15 protein-coding genes are annotated in these 17,868 nt (G+C 63.3%); 9 read left to right on the top strand and 6 right to left on the bottom strand.

The genetic code is table 11. The annotated features are described in order from the left end of the window. Nucleotides 1-5 precede the first annotated feature (5 nt). The 3 genes from NKH90_RS09515 to NKH90_RS09505 all read right to left on the bottom strand — a co-directional run bounded on the left by NKH90_RS09515 (nucleotide 6) and on the right by NKH90_RS09505 (nucleotide 3,546). Nucleotides 6-929, bottom strand: a complete 924-nt coding sequence (locus NKH90_RS09515; RefSeq protein WP_352452414.1) for a carbohydrate ABC transporter permease — start codon at nucleotides 927-929, stop codon at nucleotides 6-8. Between the two features lie 152 nt (nucleotides 930-1,081). Further along, complete coding sequence (locus NKH90_RS09510; protein WP_352472259.1) at nucleotides 1,082-2,527, bottom strand: ABC transporter substrate-binding protein; 1,446 nt, start codon at nucleotides 2,525-2,527, stop codon at nucleotides 1,082-1,084. A gap of 44 nt (nucleotides 2,528-2,571) precedes the next feature. After that, on the bottom strand, nucleotides 2,572-3,546 hold the full coding sequence (locus NKH90_RS09505) for a sugar-binding transcriptional regulator (protein ID WP_023676028.1): 975 nt from the start codon (nucleotides 3,544-3,546) through the stop codon (nucleotides 2,572-2,574). Nucleotides 3,547-3,772: 226 nt separating this feature from the next. Here NKH90_RS09505 and NKH90_RS09500 point away from each other — a divergent pair, with 226 nt between their 5' ends. From NKH90_RS09500 to NKH90_RS09470, 7 genes are all read left to right on the top strand, one after another. After that, a complete protein-coding gene (locus NKH90_RS09500) occupies nucleotides 3,773-4,816 on the top strand; it encodes a substrate-binding domain-containing protein (RefSeq protein WP_352612238.1) in 1,044 nt (347 codons plus the stop codon). A 36-nt stretch (nucleotides 4,817-4,852) separates the two neighbouring features. Beyond that, on the top strand, nucleotides 4,853-6,121 hold the full coding sequence (locus NKH90_RS09495) for an ABC transporter substrate-binding protein (RefSeq protein ID WP_352819101.1): 1,269 nt from the start codon (nucleotides 4,853-4,855) through the stop codon (nucleotides 6,119-6,121). 75 nt (nucleotides 6,122-6,196) lie between these two features. Then, nucleotides 6,197-7,042 (top strand): carbohydrate ABC transporter permease, encoded by an 846-nt coding sequence (locus NKH90_RS09490; protein WP_352472253.1) that lies wholly within the window; start codon nucleotides 6,197-6,199, stop codon nucleotides 7,040-7,042. Then, nucleotides 7,039-7,881 (top strand): carbohydrate ABC transporter permease, encoded by an 843-nt coding sequence (locus NKH90_RS09485; protein ID WP_352819099.1) that lies wholly within the window; start codon nucleotides 7,039-7,041, stop codon nucleotides 7,879-7,881. Before NKH90_RS09490 ends, NKH90_RS09485 begins: the two co-directional genes overlap by 4 nt. Nucleotides 7,882-7,902: 21 nt before the next feature. Then, nucleotides 7,903-8,943, top strand: a complete 1,041-nt coding sequence (locus NKH90_RS09480) for an ABC transporter ATP-binding protein (RefSeq protein WP_352455248.1) — start codon at nucleotides 7,903-7,905, stop codon at nucleotides 8,941-8,943. Nucleotides 8,944-8,974: 31 nt separating this feature from the next. Continuing rightward, nucleotides 8,975-10,255 (top strand): amylo-alpha-1,6-glucosidase, encoded by a 1,281-nt coding sequence (locus NKH90_RS09475; RefSeq protein ID WP_352542240.1) that lies wholly within the window; start codon nucleotides 8,975-8,977, stop codon nucleotides 10,253-10,255. Between the two features lie 594 nt (nucleotides 10,256-10,849). Further along, nucleotides 10,850-12,241 carry an FAD-binding oxidoreductase gene (locus tag NKH90_RS09470; RefSeq protein WP_352819096.1) on the top strand — a complete coding sequence of 464 codons (1,392 nt, stop codon included), beginning with the start codon at nucleotides 10,850-10,852 and terminating at the stop codon, nucleotides 12,239-12,241. A gap of 35 nt (nucleotides 12,242-12,276) precedes the next feature. On the opposite strand, the gene NKH90_RS09465 is transcribed toward NKH90_RS09470, so the two are convergent. The 3 genes from NKH90_RS09465 to NKH90_RS09455 form a co-directional block, all read right to left on the bottom strand. Beyond that, complete coding sequence (locus NKH90_RS09465; protein ID WP_352502990.1) at nucleotides 12,277-13,206, bottom strand: pseudouridine-5'-phosphate glycosidase; 930 nt, start codon at nucleotides 13,204-13,206, stop codon at nucleotides 12,277-12,279. A gap of 12 nt (nucleotides 13,207-13,218) precedes the next feature. Continuing rightward, entirely contained in the window at nucleotides 13,219-14,328 is a 1,110-nt protein-coding gene (locus NKH90_RS09460; RefSeq protein WP_352819094.1) for a carbohydrate kinase, read from the bottom strand. Between the two features lie 211 nt (nucleotides 14,329-14,539). After that, nucleotides 14,540-15,388: a MurR/RpiR family transcriptional regulator gene (locus NKH90_RS09455; RefSeq protein WP_352472245.1), complete on the bottom strand. Its 849-nt coding sequence runs from the start codon at nucleotides 15,386-15,388 to the stop codon at nucleotides 14,540-14,542. Nucleotides 15,389-15,575: 187 nt separating this feature from the next. Between NKH90_RS09455 and murA the strand changes: the two genes are divergently transcribed. Beyond that, on the top strand, nucleotides 15,576-16,832 hold the full coding sequence (gene murA, locus NKH90_RS09450) for a UDP-N-acetylglucosamine 1-carboxyvinyltransferase (RefSeq protein ID WP_352819091.1): 1,257 nt from the start codon (nucleotides 15,576-15,578) through the stop codon (nucleotides 16,830-16,832). Continuing rightward, nucleotides 16,829-17,719, top strand: a complete 891-nt coding sequence (locus NKH90_RS09445; protein ID WP_352819089.1) for a glucosamine kinase nucleotide-binding domain-containing protein — start codon at nucleotides 16,829-16,831, stop codon at nucleotides 17,717-17,719. The genes murA and NKH90_RS09445 overlap by 4 nt, the downstream gene beginning before the upstream one ends. The last annotated feature ends 149 nt before the right edge of the window (nucleotides 17,720-17,868 follow it).

Here is a 17,868-nt window from a genome sequence, read left to right as displayed (position 1 = left end):
GCCTCCTATGCCTGGCCGCGGGCGCGTTCGCGCAGCCGCAGCCAGTTCTTGATGAAAATGTTCGAGAGGAAATAGGTGATCGCCCACAGGATGATCATCAGTGCCGCCGAGCGGCCGACATTGGTCGACTGGAAGAAGTTGAGGTAGGCCTCGACCTGGAACACGGTCAGCGTGTCGCCCGGACCGCCCTGCGTCATGGCGTAGATGATGTCGAACTGCTGGATGGAATCAAGCAGGCGGAACAGGGTCGCCGTCAGGATGTAGGGGGTCAGCATCGGCAGTGTGATGCGGAAGAAGACGAAGCTGCGTGGCACGCCGTCGAGTGCTGCCGCCTCGAAGGGCTGCGTCGGCAGGCTGCGCAGGCCTGCAAGCAGCAGGATCATGATGAAGGGGGTGTAGACCCAAATGTCGACGAGCACGACGGTGAGCAGCGCCGTCGACGGAGACGAGGCCCAGCGGAAATCCTGCAACCCGATCAGGCTGGCGAGATAGCTGAGCACGCCGAAACCGGGATTGGTCATCAGCTTCCACATCAGCGCGGCGAGCGCCGGCGCCGTCATCAGCGGCATCAGCAGCATGATCGAGATGAAGTTGTTCAGCGTCGAGCGCTTTTGCAGCAGCATGGCGATGCCGAGACCGAGAAGCAGTTCAAGCACAACGGTGATGCCGGCGTAGAGCAGCGAGATCTCCAGGGTGTTCCAGAACTTCGGGTCGGTGAAGAAGGAGATATAGTTGTCGCCCCAGTTGAACTGCCGCGCCCAGGGTTGGCTCAACCGGTAGCGCTGGAACGAATAGACCACCGACGTCAGGAACGGGATCAGGATGCCGATGCAGACCAGCAGAGCCGGCAGGCTGAGGAGATAGGGCAGCACCCGCTTGCTGATCCTGAAGCCCGACGGCCTGTTTCTTTGTATTGTCGCCGCAGTCATCGGCTGCTCCGTCATCCTGTTGCTTCGCCGTCCCGGCCGCCCAAGGGAGCAAGGCGGCCGGTCGGGCGAGCAGGCGGCACCTTTCGGGACCGCGTCGCAAACGTATCACATCTCAAAGGCTGGCCCGCGGACGGGCCAGCCTTGGCCGCGGCTTAGCCGAGCCCGGCTTCCTTGAGCTGGCTGTTGATGCTCTCGGCCAGCTTGTCGAGGCCCTCGTCGACCGGCACTTCCTTGGCCACCATCTTCTGCAGCGTCGCCGCCCATTCGGTGGTGAGATCGAAGAACAGCGGCTGCGGGGTGAACTTGATGCTGGCGCCCGGCGCCGAGACGTCGAACATCTCGACATAACCCGGATAGCTCTTGTTCAGCTTCTCGCGGAACATCTCGTCGTTCCAGACCGACTGACGAACCGGATTGACGAAGTCCATCTTGGTCGCACCGAACAATGCATGCTCGGGTCCGGATGCCCATTGCATGAAGTACCAGGTGGCGTCCTTGTCCTTGGAGAAGTTGGACATCGACAGCGACCAGATCCAGATATTGGGCGTCGGCGCCTTGGCGGCAGGATTGGCCTTGAATGCCGAAAAGGCGAGCTTGCCGGCCATCTTGTTGTCGCCGCCATTCATGAAGTAGCCAAGGATGTCGGCGTCGTAAATCATCGCCGAAGCACCTGCACCGAGATCGGTGCCGACCTGGTACCAGGTGTAGGTCGACCAGTCCTTCGGGCCGCTCTCCTGGATCATCTGGACCCACTGCTTGTGGAAAGCCTTGGATTCGGCGGTGTTCATCGCGGCCGACAGCTTGCCGTCAGCCGAGACGTTCAGGTCCTTCTGGTCGAAATTGGCGTAGGCCGACAGGAAGCCCGGGTGGATCGTTGCCCAGGAGCGCGAGCCGCGCACGCCGATGCCGTAGACGCCACCGCCGACGTCCTTGGTGAGCTTCGCCGCCGTAGCGACCATCTCATCCATATTGCCGGGAACGCTGACGCCGACCTTGTCGAACATGCCCTTGTTGTAAGTGATGTTGTTCTGTTCGAAGCCCCACGGAATGCACCATTGCTTGGCGTCTTCCGAACCGAGCGCGCCGCCCGGCTGGCCGTTCCAGGCGCAGGAATTCTTGACGCCCGGCAGGAAGTCGTCCCAGGCATATTTCGGGTTGGTCTTGGCCGGATCCTTGATCCATTCGTTGAGGTCGGTGATCCAGCCGGCCGGGCCGTAGGTCCAGGTCATGTAGGCGCCGGTCATGAAGGCATCGTATTCGGGCGAGCTGGCCGACAGCGCGGCGGTAACCTTGTCGAAATAGACGTCTTCGGGGAACACGTCATAGACGACTTCCATGCCGGTCAGCTTCTTGAAATTGTCGAGGTTGGCAATCATCGCATCGGCGTAAGGATGCTTGTTGAGCAGCAGCTTGATGGTCTTGCCCTTATGCGCCTGCCAGTCGAAATCAGCCGCCAGGGCGCGGGTCTGCCCGAAATTGAGCAGTGTGCCGGCGGTGCTGGCGGCAAGGCCCATTGCACCGAGGCCCTTGATCAGCCCACGGCGGTCGACTTGTCCACGCAGGAATGCGTCGATGAGGTCTTTCTCTTTCTCATGCATTTCTCTTCTCCTCCACAGGGTAGTTTCAACGAAATGGTTGCCGGCTACCCGACCGGCGTCTGTTCCACGAGCGATCGCGCCGTCCGCTCGTCGGTTATCAAGCCTTTGAGATAACGGCCCTCCAGCACTGACTTGATGGCGCGAACCTTCACCTTGCCGCCGGCGACGGCGACAATCCTGCGGTTGCTGATGTCTTCGCGCGCCAGTGCCAGCGCCCGGTCGGAAAGCGTCGTCGCAACGGCCTTTCCGGCATCGTCGAAGAAATGGCCGAGCAGTTCGCCGACACCGCCGTTGCGGCGGATCTCCTCCATCTCGCCCTTCTCGATCATGCCGGTGGCGACAAGCGAGGCCTCACGTTCGGCGGTGCCGATGCCGGCGATGAGCAAGTCGGCGGACTTGGCGAGGTCGAAGACATCGCTGACGCCTTTCTGCCCAAGCAATACTGTTCGATCCTCGACCGTGTTGGCGAACATCGGTACGGGCATCACATAGGCCTCCGCGCCGGTGCGTTCGGCGACACGGTGGATGACGTCATGCGGATTGGCGGAGAACTTGCGCGTCAGGCCGCCAAGCAGCGAAACGAAACGGATCCTGCCGGCCGATATGCGCGGCAGATATTCGACGCATGCGGCAAGCGTGCGGCCGTGGCCGACGCCGATCAGCGCCTCTTCGCCGCGTTCGATCTCGCGCTTGAGAAACTGCGCGCCAGCAATGCCGAGCGCCTTGAGCGGCAGGTCTTCGGCATCGAAGTCCGGAACCACCTCGCAGTAGTCGAGGCCGTACCGGCCGGACAACTCATCCTCAAGCTCCACGCATTCTGAGACTTCGCCGTCGATGTAGACTTTGACCAGGCCTTCCTGATTGGCCTTGGTGATCAGGCGATGCGCCTTGAGACTGGTCAGGCCGAGCCGCTTGGCGACCTCCGACTGGGTCAGGCCGCCGGCATAGTGAAGCCAGGCGGCACGGGCGGCCATCCCGGTCTCATCGTCGCGCAGCAGGCCGTTGCCAAAACCAACCATTTCCGCCCTTTGATATTTTTATCAGTTGCTGCAAAATTTTTCACAAGGCGTCGCCCGAGTCAAGCAACCGCTGCGTTTAAATCTCCGGCCAGGAGCTTGCCGGCCGGGGCCGAATTGGGCCGCGCTAACCAACGGGCAAGAAACAACACCGACCATGCGCATTTAAAACGTTTGCAATTTGGATTGGACGCATTACAAACGTTTCAAACTTCGTTCGGGAGAAACGATGCCGGCCCGCGTTACCACCCTCAAGGAACTTGCTGCGCAGCTCGGCCTGTCGATTACCACCGTTTCGCGCGCCCTTGCCGGCCACGTGCAGATCGCCTTGAAAACGCGCCAACGTGTCGCCGAGGCTGCGCATCAGGCCGGCTATGTGCCGAACACCGCAGCCCGCACGCTGGTCTCCGGCCGCAGCGGCTTTGTCGGCATGGTGCTTCCGATCCGCGGCCCCAATCTGGTCGACTCCTTCCTCGGTGAATTCGTCACAGGGCTCGGCGAAGGGCTGGTTTCGCACGGCTCCGACCTGATCCTGGCCGCAGCGGCGCAGGGCCAGTCGGAACTTTCCGTGCTTCGCCATGTCGTCGAATCGGGCCGCGCCGACGGGGTCGTCGTCACCCGCATCGCCGAGGTCGACGAGCGGCTTGCCTATCTGCGCCAGCGCAATTTCCCGTTCGTCGCGCATGGCCGGCTGCTCGACGGCGACTTTGCCTACCATTGGCTCGATACCGATGGCGCGCATGCTTTCGGCGAGGCCTTCGACATGCTCTACGATCTCGGACACCGCCATTTCGGCCTGGTGACGATTTCGGAGCCGATGACATTTCGCCATCTCAGGCAGGACGGGCTCGCCGCCGCGATCGCCCGCCGGGGCGATCCGTCCGTCAGTCTCGATGTGGCGACGGCGCCGCGTTTCGATCGCGGTGCCCGCATCCAGGCAATCAACCGGCTTCTGCACGCCACCGAGCGGCCGACGGCGATTGTCGCACTGTTCGACGAGCTGGCGCTGACTGTGATGGAAGAGGCGGGGCGCGCCGGACTTGCCATTCCTCGCGACCTTTCGGTGATCGGCTTCGACAACATAGCCGCCTCCGCCTATGCGCCGCCGGGGCTGACCACTTTCGACGCCTCGATCCGCCAGTGCGCGCGCGAGATCGGCGAGATGCTGCTGACCGTCATCGGCGACAGGCCGGACGCGCCACTGACGCGGCTGGTCCGGCCGACACTTGTCTTGCGGGCAAGCCATGGCCCGGCACCCACAGGACGGAACTGACGCCTTAGCGGCGCACAACCAGGGAGGAAGACGACGATGAATGCGTTGAGGACATTGGCAGGTGCGGTGCTGGCGTTGTCGCTTGCTGCCGGCGCAGCACAAGCCCAGCAGGTGTTGTTCTGGTCGACACAGGCGCGACCAGTGGAAGAGACACAGAAGATGCGCAGCGAAGTGCTGAAGGGGTTTGACGGCCAGGTCGACTATCAGGTCGCCGAGGACGGGCCCTGGCTCACCCGCCTTCAGGCCGAACTGCAGGCCGGCGCCGGCACCATAGGCGTGCTCGGCGGCCTGCACGGAGACTTCTCCACCGTCGGCGCGAACCTTGTCGATCTCTCTGGCGTCGATCTCGGTGGCGTCAAGGTCAACGAGACCTACAAGAAGCTCGGCATGCTCGGCACCGGCGAGCAGAAGTACCTTCCATGGATGCAGGCCACCTTTCTGATGGCGGCCAACAAACAGGCGCTGCAATATCTGCCGGCCGGCACCGATCTCAACACCATCACTTATGACCAACTGATCGAGTGGGCGAAAAACATCGCTGAAAAGACCGGTTCGCCCAAATTCGGTTTTCCGGCCGGCCCGAAAGGGCTGAAGCACCGTTTCTTCGAGGGTTTTCTCCTTCCATCGTATACCGGCTCGATGGTGACGAAGTTCCGCTCGGCGGAGGCCGAAACGGCGTGGAACAAGTTCAAGGAATTGTGGCAATACACCAACCCGAATTCGACCAACTATGCCTTCATGCAGGAGCCGCTGCTGACCGGCGAAGTCTGGGTGGCATTCGATCACGTGGCGCGCCTCGCCGACGCCTTCAACCAGAAACCCGATGACTTCGTCGCCTTCCCGGCGCCGGTTGGCCCGTCAGGCCGCGGCTACATGCCGGTGGTGGCCGGCGTCGCTATCCCGAAGACCTCGCCCGACATGGACAAGGCCAAGGCGCTGGTCGCCTATATGCTGAAACCGGAAACCCAGATCGCGACGCTGAAGGCGACAAACTTCTTCCCCATCGTCGACGTCAAGCTGCCCGACGACATGCCGGCCTCGGTGAAGGCCTTCAGCCCAGTGATCGCCACCATGACCGGAGCTCCCGATGCATTGCCGGCGCTGCTGCCGATGGGACTTGGCGGCCTCGGCGGCAAGTTCAATCAGATCTACACCGACAGCTTCGAGCGCATCGTGCTCGGCGGCGAGGATGTGCACGGCGTGCTCGACGAACAGGCGACGGCGCTGAAAGCGATCATCGAACAGGCGAAGGCGCCGTGCTGGGCGCCCGACAAGCCCTCGCAAGGCGCCTGCCCGGTCGATTAAGAATCCTCCCGGGCGTCCGGATTTCCAGCGCGCCGGGCGCCCACCCCTTTTGAAGCTTCGAATAGAGAGCGCTCCATGCACAGCAAGGCCCTGCCCTATCTGCTGCTGACACCGGCGACGCTGTTCCTCTGCGTCTTCTTCCTCTACCCGTTCGTGTTGGTCGCCTTCGAGGCGTTCACCCGCGACGGCGGCTTTACGCTCGACAATTTCCGCACCATGGCGGGCAGCTGGAAGTTTCCGGTCACTGTCCGCAATACGCTACTGCTGAGCGTCGTCGTCGTGCCGATTCAGTTGGTCATGGCACTGCTGATGGCAACCGCGGTGTCGCGGCTCGAAACGGGACGCAGCGCCGCGCTTTATATCTTCGCCATTCCGCTCGGCATCTCCGATCTGGCCGCCGGGCTGATCTGGCTCGCCATCTTCGACCAGTCCGGCTTCCTGAACACCTTGCTCTCCAATCTCGGCGTCATCGACAGCCCGGTCATGTTCCTCGGCTACCAGAGCAAGCTGACGATCTTCATCGCCGTGGCGCTGGCCGAGATCTGGCGCGCGACCGCCATCATGATGGTCATTCTGGTCGCCGGCATGGGGCTGATCCCCCGGGAATACTACGAGGCGGCGGAGGTTTTTGGCGCTAGCCCGTGGAAGCGCTTCATCAAGATCACGCTGCCTCTGCTGCGCCCAAGCCTGCAGACGGCGATCATCCTGCGCGTCATCCTTGCCTTTGAGGTCTTTGCCGTGGTTGCAGCACTCGGCGGCACCAATCTGCCGGTGCTGATGGGCGAGACCTACAATTGGCAGTTCACGCTGCAGGACCACAATGTCGCCGCCGCCATGGCGCTGTTCATCCTCGCCATCTCGATCGGTTTCACACTGTTCTTCCTGCGTGTGCTGCGTGTGCCGAAGGAGGCGCGGATATGAGCACCGTCGCGGAGATCTCGATCGCCGCGCCTGAGGCCCGCAAAGCCGGCAATTGGTTGCTGGTCGCAACGGTCATCCTGCTTTGCGTCTGGGTGCTGCTGCCGATCTATCTGCTGATCGTCAACGCGCTGTCGTCGCCGGAAGAGGTGACCGCCTTTCCCAAGCGCTTCTTCCCGTCATTCGATTTCGGCAGCCTTTCTTTCTTCATCAATTTCGCCGGCGTCGCCAAGGCGCTGTGGAACTCCGTTCTCGTCGCTACGCTGACGATGATCCTCTCGATCGGCTTCGGCGCACCCGCGGGCTACGCACCGTCGCGCTTCGATTTCCCAGGCAAGGAAACGTTCCGTTTCCTCGTGCTGATGACCCGCGCCTTCCCGCTGCCGCTGCTGGCGCTGCCGCTGGCGGTGATGTTCATCCGCACCGGCCTCGACGACACCGCGATCGGGCTGGCGCTGGTCCACACCACGCTGGCGCTGCCGTTTGCGGTGCTGATCACTTTCTCGCTGTTCTCCGGCATTCCCGTCGAGTTGGAGGAGGCGGCCTGGACGCTCGGCTGCACGAGATTGCAGGCATTCCGAAAAGTCATTCTGCCGCTGGCGCTGCCGGGCATCGCGGCGTCCGCGGTGTTTGCCTTCACCATCTCCTGGAACGAGGTGTTTGCCGCCGCCGTGCTCACCATCGAGAACCGGACGCTGACCGCCTTCCTGCTGCAGAGCCTTGGCGAATCGCCGCTCTACCTCAAATTCACCGGCGGTGCTGCCTTGGTTATCCCGGCACTGATCTTCATTTTTGCCGTCCGCAAATATCTGTTCGCCATGTGGGGGATCGCCAATCGATGACGCGCACAAAAGAGAACGCCGATGGCTGAGATCGTCATCAAGCAGGTGGCAAAACGTTTCGGCGGCTTCACCGCGCTGCATTCGATCGACCTGACCATCGCCGACCAGGAATTCATGGTGCTGCTCGGCGCCTCGGGTTGCGGCAAGACCACGCTGCTGAGGATCGTCGCCGGGCTGGAAACGCCAAGCCAGGGCGAGGTCTGGATCGGCGGCCGTCGCGTCGACCATCTGCCGCCGCGCGAACGCGGCATCGCTATGGTGTTCCAGAATTACGCCGTGTTCCCGCACCTGACGGTATTCGAGAATATCGCCTTCGGCCTGCGCATGAAGAAGCTGCCGCAGCAGGAGGTCGACGGGCGCGTCAACCGCACCGCCGAGCTAATGCATATCGAACAGCTTTTGAAGCGCTATTCGGGCCAGCTTTCCGGCGGTCAGCGCCAACGCGTGGCTGTGGCCCGGGCCCTGGCGATGGAGCCTGACGTGATCTTGATGGACGAGCCGCTGTCCAACCTAGACGCGCTGCTGCGGCTCGAAATGCGCGCCGAGCTCAAAGGTGTGCTCGCGGCGTCCAAGACCACCACCATCTACGTTACCCACGACCAGGTCGAGGCGATGAGCCTTGCCGACCGCATCGCCGTCATGCATCAGGGCCGTATCGTCCAGGCCGCCTCGCCGGTAGAGGTCTACCGCAATCCGGCGGCCCGCTTCGTCGGCTCCTTCATCGGCAACCCGCCGATGAATTTCATCCCGGCGACGAAGACGGCCGACGGCAGTTGGACCGTCGCCGGGCTGACGCTGCCCGGCCCCAAATCGGACAAGCAGACGATAGAATTCGCCATTCGCCCCGAGGATGTGGACGCCGGCAACGAAGGTATTAACGCCACCGTGCGCGTTGTCGAGCCGCTCGGACCGCACACGCTGGTCACCTGCGACGTCGAGGGCGGCCTGTTCCGCGCCATCCTCGAATCGAATGCCACGGTCGCCGTCGGCGATCACTTGCGGCTTTCGCCCAAACCCGATCGCATCCGCTGGTTCGATCCCGAAACCACCAACGCCCTTTGATCCCCTTCGATCCTGAAAGTACGAACGCCCGATGATATCTCTTGCTGTCGACGAAACCATCGCCCGCGCCGTCGAGGTGCTCAGGGAAAATGACCAAGGCACCTACACCATACCGACCAAGGGCCTCTACCCGTTTCAGTGGAACTGGGATTCCTGCCTGACCGCGCTCGGCCTTGCCCACTATGACGAGGCGCGCGCCTGGACCGAGATCGACACGCTGTTCGCCCACCAATGGCCAGACGGCATGGTGCCGCACATCGTCTTCCATGTCTGGAGCGACGGCTATTTCCCCGGGCCGGAGGTCTGGCGAACCAATCGCCCGACTGCCACCTCCGGCATCACCCAGCCGGCGGTCGCCGGCTTTGCCGTGCGCCGCTTGTTCGACCAGGCCAAGGACAAGACCCCGGCGGCCGAGCGCGCCCGCGCGCTGTTGCCGAAAATCGATGCCTGGCACCGCTGGTTCTACGAAAATCGCGACCCGGACGGCGAAGGGCTGGTCGCCATAATCCACCCATGGGAGTCCGGTCGCGACAACTCGATCGACTGGGACGAGGCGTTCGAGCGCGTGCCGACCGAAGGCGTCGAGCCCTACACCCGCCGCGACATCCTGCACGCCGATCCGGCGCATCGTCCAACCAAGGCACAGTATGACCGCTATGTCTGGCTGTTGCAGCATTTCCGCGGGCTTGGCTGGGACAATGCCCGGCTGCACGATGCCTCGCCATTCCAGGTCGTCGATCCCGGCTTCAACGCCATCCTGATCCGTTCCGCCGCCGACCTTGCCGATCTCGCCGAGGCACTTGGCGAAACCGAAATCGCAGAAGCCAATCGCGCCCGTGCCGAAAAGGGGCTTTCGGCAATGGAACGGCTGTGGAGCGACGCGCATGGCCAGTACATTTGTTTCGACCGAGTGGCCGGAAAGCATGTTGACAGCGCGTCGGTCGGCGGCATTCTGTCGGTATTTTCGGCCATCCCGGAAAGCCGGGCAGCGACCATCGCTGCAACGATCGAGCGCATCGCCGGCAAAACGCGTTGCATCGTCCCGTCGCACGATCCTGAGGATGGGCGCTTCGACCCAAAGCGCTACTGGCGCGGCCCGGTCTGGCTGGTGGTCAACTACATGATCGCCGACGGCCTTGCCGTCGCCGGCCACAGCCAAATCGCACAACGCATCACGCAATCCAGTCTCGAGCTGATCGCCGAGAGCGGTTTTGCCGAATATTACGATCCCCTCAACGGCGAGCCGCTCGGCGGCAATCGCTTCACCTGGACCGCGGCAATGGTGATCGAGTTCCTGAAGGGCAGAGCCTGAAGGCCGCCGGCTACCAAAGCCCGTTCTGTCCGCCGAATAACAGTCGATACTATTTGCGTCTGAGGCACGTCCTGGGTCCATCAAAACAGGGCCAAGGCATGCCAATCTTCACCATGCCAGAGCTATAATAATTCTTCACAAACCGCTATCTATACTGCGTCGAGGCGGGGAGAAGCGCGGCTCGCGGCACTTGGCATTCCGGTCTTCGCCTGCACCCCGGATCTGTTTCCGGACATGATGGCGGCGGCACGGCGGCGGGAGGATATCGGCGCCTGGGCGGCGGGAGCCGACATCAAGCTCATTTGCGCCGAGGCTGAGGCGCCTGGGACGCGTGAGTGAGCGTTTGCCTCGGTCCAGAATACTGGGCCGCCCGCAGGTAAGCGCTTGCGGTCAAAGGTTTGACAAATAGCCGGCCGCGCCTATGGTCGACCTGTTACAGGAGCGACGCATGGCGAAGACAACCGGCTGTATTCTTGGCGGGTTTTCCGCACATTTGCTGAACAGTAGAAATCAGCCACGGCCGCTTTCACAGCCCTCGCCCTTCCCTCTCCCGGCCGCGTCGATGCGCCCGGGCCGTTCATGTCCTTGAGCCACATGTCGCAGAAAATTACCGAGCTTCTGTCGCGGCTGGAAAAGCGGCTGGACAGGTCAGCGATTGTCTCGTCTGAGGAGGCCGGACCACGCTACCGGGAAGACCCCGACGGCAAGGACGGCGCGCCGCCGGCGATCGTCTTGCGTCCACGCACGACCGGCGAGGTGTCGGACATTCTGCGCCTGTGCAACGAGGTCGGGCAAAGGCTCGTCGTCCAGGGTGGCCGCACCGGTCTTGCGGGCGCGGCGCGCATCCAGCGCGGCGAAGCGGTGCTGTCGCTGGAGCGCATGACTTCCGTTGAGGCTATCGACCGCGAGGCGGCGACCATCATCGCCGAGGCCGGCGCGCCGCTGCAAGCGGTGCAGGAAGCCGCCGATGCGGCCGGCTTGCTGTTCGGCGTCGACATCGGAGCGCGCGGCACGGCCACCGTCGGCGGCAATGTCGCCACCAATGCCGGCGGCATCCGTGTGCTGCGCTACGGCATGTACCGGGCGCAGGTGCTTGGGCTGGAAGCGGTGCTTGCCGACGGCAGTATCCTGACCTCGCTCAAGGGTTTGGCGAAGGACAACTCCGGCTACGACCTCAGCCAATTGTTCATCGGCAGCGAAGGCACGCTCGGCGTGGTCACGCGCGCATGCCTGCGGCTGCATCCGAAGCCGGCCACCGAGATCACCGCCTTCTGCGCGCTTGCTTCGCTGGACGCGGCGATCACGTTGCTTGCGCGGCTCAGGCGGAAGCTCGGGCCCTTGCTATCGGCCTATGAGGTGAATTTCGCACCGCTCTATGGCGCCATGATCGCCGGCATGGAGGCGCCGGCGCCGCTGCCGGTCGGCTCACCCGTCTATGTACTGGCCGAAATACAGGGCAGCGAGCCGGACCGCGACGCCGAACGCTTTGCCGCGGTGCTGATGCAGGCGGTTGAAGATGGCCTGATCGACGACGTGGTCGTCTCGCAATCGCCGCGCGAATTCCGGGCGCTCTGGGCGGTGCGCGAGGAGGCCAACCGTTTCCTGTTTTCGATGGCAGGCCTGATCGGCGTCGATATCAGCATCCCACTGGCGAGAATGGCGACTTTCCTAGGCGAAACAGAAGCCGGCATCAGGGCCGTCGACCCTGGCGCCGACATCTACGTCTTCGGCCATCTCGGCGACGGCAATCTGCATTACCAGGTCCGCACCGCGGATCCGGCGGCCGCATACGGGATCATCTACCAGGGTGTGGCCGCGGCTGGCGGCGGCGTCTCGGCCGAGCATGGCATCGGCCTGGACAAGAAGGAATGGCTGCACCTTGTGCGCCGCGACGCCGAGATCGCGGCCATGCGGCGCCTGAAAGCAGCCTTCGACCCGAACAACATCCTCAATGCCGGGCGCATCTTCGACCTCGCGCCGGGCTGAAATCGAAGGTGCGTAGCGCTGGCCGGGCGCTGTCTCTATCTGGTCGCGCCCTTCAATTCCGCATGCGCAACCGCGATGCGGGCAGCAAGCGCGGCGTTGTTGCGGACCAGCGCGATGTTGGCCTTCAGGCTGCGGCCTTGCGAAAGCTCATTGATGCGTGCGAGCAGAAACGGCGTCAGTTCCTTGCGCCCGATGCCGCGCTTCTCGGCCTCAGCCACGGCCGCTGCGATCGTGCCGTCGATGAACGCCGGATCGAGCGCGTCCGCTTCGGGAATAGGGTTGGCGACGAGAATGCCGGTGCCGGATTCCATCTCGTCATGCAGCAGCATGGCTCGCGCGATCTCGTCGGGCGTGTCGAGGCGATGATCGGCCTTGAGCCCGCTGGAGCGGGTGTAGAAAGCCGGAAAATCATCGCTCCCATAGGCGATCACCGGCACGCGCTGAGTTTCCAGATATTCCAGCGTCTTCGCAATATCGAGGATCGACTTAACTCCGGCGCAGACCACGGTCGTGCCGGTTTGGCCGAGTTCGGTCAGGTCGGCGGAGATATCGAAAGTGGCTTCGGCGCCGCGATGCACGCCGCCCACGCCGCCGGTCGCAAAAATGCCGATCCCGGCTAACGCGGCGATCCGCATCGTCGCCGAGACGGTGGTTCCGGCCGAGCCGCCGCGCACCATGATGGCGGCGAGATCGCGCCCGGAAGCCTTGACCACGCCCTTTGCCGCTGCCAGCTCTTCCAGCTCACGGTCGTCGAGGCCAACCTTGATCTTGCCGGCGACCACTGCGATTGTGGCGGGCACGGCGCCGTTTTCACGCACCACGGTCTCGACACCACGGGCAGTTTCCAGATTGGCCGGATAGGGCATGCCGTGGGTGATGATCGTCGATTCCAATGCCACCACCGCGCGGCCTTCATCAAGCGCAGCAGCGACTTCATCGTTCAGGTGGACAAGGAAAGGTTTCATATCATCTCGCTTTCAGGCAGGAATGCGGTACATGCCGGCGGCAAGGAAGCGCGGCGACAGATCGGGATGGACGCTGGCTTCGCTCTCGGTGGTCAGTGTGGCAAGCAGCGCGCCGGTGCGCACGGCATGAGCGACCGGCTCACCCGAAAGCACCTTGTACAGTGTGCCGGCGATCATCGCGTCACCGGCGCCGGTGATATCGACGGGCTGCGCCGGGACGGAGTGCATGGTCGTCACACCGCTCTCAGTCGCAACGGCAAATCCATGCGCGCCCACGGTCACGATCACCTCGCCGGCGCCGGCCGCGCGCAGCGCTGCCGCTGCTTCCTCCGGCGTCAGCCGCCTGTCGGCATCCGTCATGCCGAGCATCGTATTGGCCTCGTCATGATTGGTGAACAGAAGATCGATGCCGGTCAGATCCTTCGGCAGGCGCGCTGATTTCGGCGCCGATACCGTGTCGACGGCGAGCTTGAAGCGCGCACCCTGCTTGCGCGACATCAGTGCTGCGAGGGTCGCGGCCGGCAGATTGCAGTCGATGAACACCCATGTCGCCGAAGCCAGATGCGGCCAGACGCGGTCGAGATAGGACGACGAAAACAGATCGAAGATCTCCATGTCGGCAATGCCGAGCACGAGGTCGTTGTTGCGGTCGAGGATGGCCGCGTATTCCGCCGTCGGCCGTTCCGTGGTGGTGATGACCTGGCTGACATCGGCGCCGAGGTCGCGCAGATGCCGCACCAGCGAGCGGCCGGTTTCATCGTCGCCGACGATCGAGACGAAGCTTATGTCGACGCCGAGGCGGGCAAGGTTTTCGGCGACGTTGCGGGCAACCCCGCCGAAGCTGCGATAGCCGTCGACCGGGTTCGACGTCTCGAAAATCAGATCCTTCTTGGCGTGGTATTTGCGGTCGAGCACCGCGCCGCCGACGCAGACCATGCGCTTGGACGTCGGCAAGACGTAACCACGGCCGAGAATGTATCCCTTGTTGACAAGTTGCACGATGTGGGCCGCAACCGTCGAGCGGGCGATGCCGAGCACCGTTGCTATGTCCTGCTGGCCGGCGAATGGGTTCGCGGCAATGAGGTCGAGAACCGCTTGTTCCTGTGCTCCAAGGTCGTCCATTGTCTCACCCGGCCGTCGAATTCGAGGCTGAATGTTGATATAACAACAGATGCTGTTGTCAACAGTTGTTTGGACCTGGGCATTTCCGGTCGGGTGCCCACATTTGGTCAGGCCACTTGTGTCGACCTATCGGACGCGCTCGCGCTGAAGGCCCTACGGCGCGGGCATTTCTCCGAGAACAGGGAGCCTTAACGCGAGACTGCGAACACCACTAAGCCTTCAGCACCGAGACGGCCAATTCGCTGTTGTGGACGTATTCGTTGGCGTCAGGCTGCTTCTGCACGAGCAGGATGAACAGCAGGTCGGTCAGCGTCAGTTGTGCATCACGCGCAGTTATCGATGACGAGCGCGCGCGCTCTTCATCGGCGATCGTGTGGAGGCGAATGTCGGCAACCCGGCTCAGCGGATTGTCGCGAAGTCCGGTGACGGCGATCACGGTGGTGCCACGTTTGCGGGCAAGTTCAGCTATCCGCAGGGTTTCGATGCTCGCCCCGGAATAGGAGAGCGCGAACAGCACGTCACCTCTTCCAAGCGTCGAGACATTGGCCATTTGCACATGGCTGTCGCTGTCGTGCAGCACGTTGCGTCCGAGTTTCATCAGCTTGTAGGAAAAATCGCGCGCCACCAGCGAGGATGCGCCGACGCCGGCCAAATGAATGCGGCGCGCACCATTCAATGCTTCGAGGGCCTTGCCGATTTCCTGCTCGGTGTTGGCCGCGACGGTCTGCTGCATCGACAAAAGCTTGCTGCCGATCAGCTTGCGCAGGATGACCAGATAGCTGTCGCCGACCTCGATCGAACCGTGGATCATGCCGGCCGGCACGTGCCATTCCTGCGACTTGGCCTCGCTGACGGCGAGCTTAAGCTCCTGATAGCTGGAATAGCCGAGCTTCTGGCTGAACTTGACGACGCTCGACTGGCTGCGGCCGATCTCGGCGGCAAGCGCCGCCGTCGACAGGCGGAGCATCTGGTCGGGATTATCGACGATATACTGACCGATCTCGCGGTCGCCGGGCGCCATGACTTCGAGCTTGGCCTCGATCTTCTTCAGGACGGACATGCGTTCCCCCATTGCCTGTCATAGACAACGCCAAGCCAAGGAATAAATTATTCCGCCTCTGATTGACAGCCAAGAATGAACCATCAAATCTCGACTGGTGCGGTTGCGGCCCAGCCTTCGGGCATGTCGACGATTCGGACATGAAAAGATCGTAGACTCGCCGACAGCTCGGGATTAGGTCAGAGCCATGGACAAATTGCGGATCGTCGGCGGGCACAGGCTTGAGGGCGCGGTGACGATCTCCGGCGCCAAGAACGCGGCCTTGCCGCAAATAGCGGCGGCGTTGCTCAGCCCCTATCCGCTGCAGCTGACCAACCTGCCTGAGGTGACGGATATCGACAACATGCTTGGCGTCGTCGGCCTTCATGGGGCCGAAGTCACCAGATCGGCGCATGCCGCCACAATCGATACCAGTGCTGCCGCTTCCAGGGAGACAAGCTACGATACCGTCAGGCGCATGCGCGCGACGGTGCTGGTTCTCGGTCCACTGCTTGCCCGCTTCGGCCATGCCCGGGTCTCGCTGCCTGGCGGCTGCGCGATCGGCGCACGGCCGGTCGACATGCATGTCGCCGCACTTGCCGCACTTGGCGCCGATATCGCGATCGAAAACGGACTGATCGTCGCGTCTGCGCCGGGCGGACTGAAAGGCGCGCGCATCGTTTTGAGCTCGCCGTCGGTCGGCGCGACCGAAACGGCGATGATGGCGGCGACGACGGCAAACGGCGAGACCGAGATCCTCAACGCGGCCCGCGAGCCGGAGGTGGCCGATCTTGCCGCCTGCCTGAACGACATGGGCGCGCGGATCGAGGGCGCCGGCACGCACCGCATCCTGATCGGGGGCAGCACAGACTGGCGCGCCGCCACGCACGACATCATCCCGGACCGGATAGAGGCCGGCACCTATGCCGTCGCAGCGGCCATCACCGGCGGTCAGCTCGAGCTGACCCACGCGCGGCTCGAGCACATGGCATCCGTCGTCCAGCTGCTCGAAGCAGCCGGTGTGAAAATATGGCCGGGCGACCGCGGGCTGATCGTATCGAGAGACGGGCCGCTCAAGGCGGTCGACGTGACGACGGAGCCCTATCCGGGCTTTCCGACCGATCTCCAGGCGCAGTTCATGGCGTTGATGTGCTGTGCCGAGGGCGCTTCGCTGTTGCGCGAGACGATCTTCGAGAACCGCTTCATGCATGTGCCTGAACTGATGCGGCTCGGCGCCAATATCAAGCTGCAAGGCACCATGGCGCTGGTGCGCGGAGGCGAGAAGCTGAAGGGCGCGCAACTGATGGCGACCGACTTGCGCGCCTCCGTCTCGCTGGTGCTGGCAGCGCTGGTGTCGGAGGGCGAGACGACGATCAATCGCGTCTATCATCTCGACCGCGGGTACGAGCAGTTGGACCGCAAGCTCCGGCTGTGCGGCGCCCAGATCGAACGAATAAGGCAATGAGTGCCGGTGGGGCGTCTCCGCATTATTTCCTGGGCGTTGATGGCGGCGGAACCGGCTGCCGGGCGCGTATCGAAGACGAGGCAGGAACCGTGCTCGGGCAAGGCCTGTCGGGCCCGGCGACAACGCGACTCGGTATAGAGGTGGCCTGGGCCTCGATTGCCAAAGCCTTTGGCGCGGCGATCGAAGAGGCAGGGTTCGCGGCGGCGGAAATCGCCAGGATCCGCGCGGGTATCGGTGTTGCCGGCATCGGCCGTAAGGGTGCGCTCGAGGCGTTTCATGGCATCGAACAACCCTTTGCGAGCATCGACTTCGTCAGCGACGGCGTCGCGGCTTGCCTTGGCGCGCATTCGGGTCAAGACGGCGCCATCGTCATAGCCGGGACCGGTTCGATCGGGCTCGGCTTTGTCGAAGGGCGCGACCTGCGCGTCGGCGGCTACGGTTTTCCGATTTCCGACGAGGGCAGCGGCGCCGATCTCGGACTGAAGGCAGTGCAGCTTGCCTTGCGAGCCCATGACGGCCGGCATGAGCGGACGGCGCTGCTGGCCGAGGTGATGCAGCGCTTCAAGGACGATCCGTTCGAGGCGGTGGCCTGGATGGACCGCGCCAGTGCGACGGACTATGCCGCCATGGCGCCGATGGTGATCCGCCATGCCGACCAGGGCGATCCGGCCGGTCGGCGGATCGTGCAAGGCGCTGCCGAGCAGATCGACACCTTCGTGCGGGTGCTGTTCGAAAAAGGTGCGCCGCGGGTTACGCTGCTCGGAGGGTTGTCCAGCCCGCTTGAGCCATGGCTCGCTCCCGACGTCCGCCGACGGCTGAAACCGGCCGACGGCGACGCGGTTTCGGGAGCCATAATCCTGGCCAGAAAATCCCTCTGCCGCCAGTGATGCCTTGCTCGCAAGGAATATAATATTCCTACTTTCCGTTGACACAGGGAATATCGAATTCTAAGAAGTTAACGAAACAGAACCGGCGCAGCCGGTACGGAGCCGACGGCCAGGTGCAGGCACTGGACGCCGCTTGCTGCGGGCATCAC

The organism is Mesorhizobium sp. M0898, from assembly GCF_040319695.1.
Classification (GTDB): Bacteria; Pseudomonadota; Alphaproteobacteria; order Rhizobiales; family Rhizobiaceae; genus Mesorhizobium.
This window is presented reverse-complemented; position numbering and strand designations above follow the sequence as displayed.

What these genes read in the sequence shown, in the direction of transcription:
- NKH90_RS09515 (WP_352452414.1), bottom strand. Translation starts at nt 929, where the DNA reads ATGACTGCGGCGACAATACAAAGAAACAGGCCGTCGGGCTTCAGGATC.
- NKH90_RS09510 (WP_352472259.1), bottom strand. Translation starts at nt 2,527, where the DNA reads ATGCATGAGAAAGAGAAAGACCTCATCGACGCATTCCTGCGTGGACAA.
- NKH90_RS09505 (WP_023676028.1), bottom strand. Translation starts at nt 3,546, where the DNA reads ATGGTTGGTTTTGGCAACGGCCTGCTGCGCGACGATGAGACCGGGATG.
- NKH90_RS09500 (WP_352612238.1), top strand. Translation starts at nt 3,773, where the DNA reads ATGCCGGCCCGCGTTACCACCCTCAAGGAACTTGCTGCGCAGCTCGGC.
- NKH90_RS09495 (WP_352819101.1), top strand. Translation starts at nt 4,853, where the DNA reads ATGAATGCGTTGAGGACATTGGCAGGTGCGGTGCTGGCGTTGTCGCTT.
- NKH90_RS09490 (WP_352472253.1), top strand. Translation starts at nt 6,197, where the DNA reads ATGCACAGCAAGGCCCTGCCCTATCTGCTGCTGACACCGGCGACGCTG.
- NKH90_RS09485 (WP_352819099.1), top strand. Translation starts at nt 7,039, where the DNA reads ATGAGCACCGTCGCGGAGATCTCGATCGCCGCGCCTGAGGCCCGCAAA.
- NKH90_RS09480 (WP_352455248.1), top strand. Translation starts at nt 7,903, where the DNA reads ATGGCTGAGATCGTCATCAAGCAGGTGGCAAAACGTTTCGGCGGCTTC.
- NKH90_RS09475 (WP_352542240.1), top strand. Translation starts at nt 8,975, where the DNA reads ATGATATCTCTTGCTGTCGACGAAACCATCGCCCGCGCCGTCGAGGTG.
- NKH90_RS09470 (WP_352819096.1), top strand. Translation starts at nt 10,850, where the DNA reads ATGTCGCAGAAAATTACCGAGCTTCTGTCGCGGCTGGAAAAGCGGCTG.
- NKH90_RS09465 (WP_352502990.1), bottom strand. Translation starts at nt 13,206, where the DNA reads ATGAAACCTTTCCTTGTCCACCTGAACGATGAAGTCGCTGCTGCGCTT.
- NKH90_RS09460 (WP_352819094.1), bottom strand. Translation starts at nt 14,328, where the DNA reads ATGGACGACCTTGGAGCACAGGAACAAGCGGTTCTCGACCTCATTGCC.
- NKH90_RS09455 (WP_352472245.1), bottom strand. Translation starts at nt 15,388, where the DNA reads ATGTCCGTCCTGAAGAAGATCGAGGCCAAGCTCGAAGTCATGGCGCCC.
- murA (WP_352819091.1), top strand. Translation starts at nt 15,576, where the DNA reads ATGGACAAATTGCGGATCGTCGGCGGGCACAGGCTTGAGGGCGCGGTG.
- NKH90_RS09445 (WP_352819089.1), top strand. Translation starts at nt 16,829, where the DNA reads ATGAGTGCCGGTGGGGCGTCTCCGCATTATTTCCTGGGCGTTGATGGC.